Below are 3,247 nucleotides of genomic sequence, written 5' to 3'. Positions count from 1 at the left end.
GTCACCGCCAACGCCGCCCGACTGCTCAGCCGTGAGGATGTTCGCATGCTCACCGAGGGCGTCAAGCAGGTGAACCCCTCCGCCGTTGACGAGCTCGTGCCCACCCTGCTGAGCCTCGCCGAAGTGCAGCGGGTCTTGCAGGGTCTGCTCACAGAAGGGGTCGCCATCAACGACCTCCCCCGCATCTATGAGGCGCTGTCGCTGCGCGCCAAGGTGTCGACAGACCCCGAGGGCCTTGTCGAGGCGGCGCGCGCCGCCCTCGGGCCCGCCCTGGTCGCCGGCCACGCCGAGGGGGCGCTGCTCAGGGTCATCATGATCGACCCCGTGCTCGAACAGGCCATGCTCGAGAGCATGAGACCCTCAGAACTCGGCACCCAGTTGCTGCTCGACCAGAACGCCATTGAGGGCATCCTGGGTTCTCTCAAGGAGATCGTCGGGCGCCAGAGCGAGCTCGGCAACCAGGCCGTTCTCGTGTGTGCGCCGGCGGTGCGTCCGGCCGTCCGCAGGCTCGTCTCGGCCCAGGTCGGCGGCTTCCCCGTGCTCTCCTACCAGGAGGTCACGGCGGCCAACATCGATATCGAAACCGTGGGGGTGGTTCGTGTCACCGCGCAGATTCCGGCTTGATGGCGCCACCCTCGCCGAGGTCAAACAAAAAGTCGTCGACGAGCATGGACCGCACGCGCGCATCATCGCCGCAGAGCAGATCACCACGGGAGGGGTCGCAGGGTTCTTCGCCACACGCCGGTATGAAGTAACCGTGGAGGTGCCCGACGGGCCGACCCCCAGCGTCGACGCCCATGACCTCAGCGCCCCGCGCCGTTTCGGGCTCGCCGCACTGCTCGATGACGCCGATGCCGAAGAGGCCGGGCATGTCTCCGATCCGGCCATGCCGGGGTCGATCCCGCCCGCCGCGATGGCCCCGCCCCCCTCCGAGGATGCCGCGCGCGTCGCGGCCAGAGCCGCAGCGGATGCGCGTCACACCGTGGCGCGCGAACCCCCCGCCGCTGCCGCCGACGCTCGCAAACGCACCCTCGACGACCTGCCGATTGTGGCCGACGCAGCCAACCTGGTGTCGACATCCGGCCGCAGTTTTGCCGCCGTTCTCGACGGGCTGCAGGCCGTAACCGAGCTGCCAGAACCGCTGCCGGGCACCATCAGCACATCCGAGCCTCCTCGCGGGCTGCCCTCTCCTCCCCCGCTTCTCGCGGGGCCGGGCGACCTCATTGCCGTTGCGGGCCTCCCGGCCGATGCGCTCGCCGTGGCCAGGGCAATGGCATTCTCGGTGGATGCCGACGTTGTCGTCTGCGGCACCGCAGTCGCCGAAGGAATCCCGCGCATCGACGGCCGCCGCGAGGCCATCACGGCCCGCGCCGCAGCGGTGCAGCGCGACCGCATCGTCATCGTCGCCTTCGGAATCAGCTCGGCCGGTGCCGATACACGAGAGGTGCTGGCTGGGCGTTCGCAGGCCCTCGCCGCCCTCACGGCCGACCAGCTCTGGCTCGCCGTAGACGCGGGGCGCAAACCCGACGACACAGAACGCTGGGTGGCAGCCGTCGCTTCAGCATCCACACCAGATGCCGTCGCTGGCATCGGCCGCGACGACACAGCCACGCCCGACACGGTTCGGGAGCTTGGGTATGCCGTGAGCTGGTCTTACGGCAGTTAGGTAGGCTGGGCTAATGCTGGTGCTGACGAGAAAACCCGGAGAGCGCGTGCTCATCGGTGACGACATTGTCATCACCATTCTTGAGAGCCGCGGCGACGGCATCCGGATCGGAATCGACGCCCCGCGTGGCGTCTCCATTCAGAGGGCCGAAATCGTGCAGGCCGTCTCAGAAGCGAACGTCGCCGCCACGCAGGCGGCCCCGGATGCCGAGGAGCGCCTCAAGGCGGCGCTCGGCATCGTGCCCCCCGCTGAGGGTGCAGCCCCAACACCGCAGGAGTAGTTGTGAAAGAAATTAGCGTCACCGAGCTTGCCGCCCAGAAGCAGCCCGTGATTGTGGATGTTCGTGAACCCGACGAGTTTCAGGCGCTCCGCGTGCCCGGCGTGGTCCACATCCCCATGGGGGAGGTCGTCGAGCGTATTGCAGAGATCCCCGATGACGGCCCCGTCTATGTGATCTGTGCCTCGGGTGGTCGCAGCGCACGCGTTGCCGAATACCTCGCCAGTCGCGATATCGACGCCATCAACGTGGCCGGCGGCACCTTCGGCTGGCGCGACGCGGGCCTCCCCGTCGAAAGCGGCGCGTAGCTCGCGCGCGGGCGCTCCCGCCAGCGCGCCCACATCCGCGCGCGCTCGCTCCGCCCGCGCTCTCGCTCCGCGCACTCTCGCTCCGCGCGCGCTCTCCCGCGCCTGCGCTTGCTCCGCGCGCGCTCTCCCGCGCCCACATCCGCTGAGGGGTCCCAAGTTTGGCTTCGGGATGCCTCGCAAGGCTCATTTGGGACCCCTCGGTCGCGAATACGGCACGCAGCCGGGGCGCGACGGGCGTGCGGTGGGAGAATGTCACCATGACGATGTACTTGACGGGCGATGCTGCGGCCGATGAGCTGCTCGAGAGCGACGACCTGGCGCTGCTGCTGGGCATGCTGCTCGACCAGCAGGTGACGATGGAGTCGGCGTTCGCCGGCCCCGCCAAGATTCGTGACCGCGTGGGAGGCCTCAAGGCCGATGTTCTCGCCGATTTTGAGCCGGATGCTCTCGTCGAGGTCTTCAAGCAGAGCCCTGCGGTCCACCGATTCCCCGGCTCTATGGCCGCACGTGTGCAGTCGGTATGTGCGGCTGTGCGCGATGACTGGGGCGGGGACGCCTCCGCGATCTGGACTCAGGGAAACCCCGACGGCGCCGAGGTGCTCAAGCGACTCAAAAAGCTGCCGGGCTTCGGCGAGCAGAAGGCCAAGATCTTCTTGGCCCTCCTGGGCAAACGACGCGGGCTCGACGCGCCCGGCTGGCGTGAAGCATCCGCTCCCTACGGGGATGAGGGTTCGCTCATGTCGGTCGCCGACATCACGAGCCCCGAGACGCTCGCCCGCGTGCGTGAGTCAAAAAAGGCGGCGAAGGCCGCGGCCAAGGCTGCGAAAGAGAAGTAGGAGCGGGTCAGCGCGTCCAGCCGGTGGCCTCGGAGTATCCGCTCAGCAGGGCCTCGGTGAATTCACGCGGACGCACGACGCTCACCATGTGGGATGCGCCGGGCACGGTCACGAGGCGGCCTTCGCGGGTGGCCGCGAGGTAGCGGCGGGCATGGGCCCG

At 68.7% G+C, this 3,247-nt stretch carries 5 protein-coding genes; all 5 read left to right on the top strand.

Annotated features, from left to right (window positions below):
* A partial coding sequence (locus tag AC062T_RS00670; RefSeq protein ID WP_476026406.1) for an FHIPEP family type III secretion protein occupies positions 1-624 on the top strand: 624 nt, incomplete at its 5' end.
* Positions 599-1,666: a hypothetical protein gene (locus AC062T_RS00665; protein WP_476026404.1), complete on the top strand. Its 1,068-nt coding sequence runs from the start codon at positions 599-601 to the stop codon at positions 1,664-1,666. The genes AC062T_RS00670 and AC062T_RS00665, both read left to right, overlap by 26 nt.
* A 13-nt stretch (positions 1,667-1,679) precedes the next feature.
* Positions 1,680-1,946 (top strand): carbon storage regulator, encoded by a 267-nt coding sequence (locus tag AC062T_RS00660; protein ID WP_108518501.1) that lies wholly within the window; start codon positions 1,680-1,682, stop codon positions 1,944-1,946.
* Between the two features lie 2 nt (positions 1,947-1,948).
* On the top strand, positions 1,949-2,251 hold the full coding sequence (locus AC062T_RS00655; protein WP_476026402.1) for a rhodanese-like domain-containing protein: 303 nt from the start codon (positions 1,949-1,951) through the stop codon (positions 2,249-2,251).
* A gap of 257 nt (positions 2,252-2,508) precedes the next feature.
* The gene (locus AC062T_RS00650; RefSeq protein WP_108997686.1) at positions 2,509-3,087 is read left to right on the top strand and encodes an HhH-GPD-type base excision DNA repair protein; all 579 of its coding nucleotides are present in this window, start codon (positions 2,509-2,511) and stop codon (positions 3,085-3,087) included.
* Positions 3,088-3,247 lie beyond the last annotated feature (160 nt).

The sequence above is a fragment of the Homoserinimonas sp. genome (genome assembly GCF_056262345.1).
This window is presented reverse-complemented; position numbering and strand designations above follow the sequence as displayed.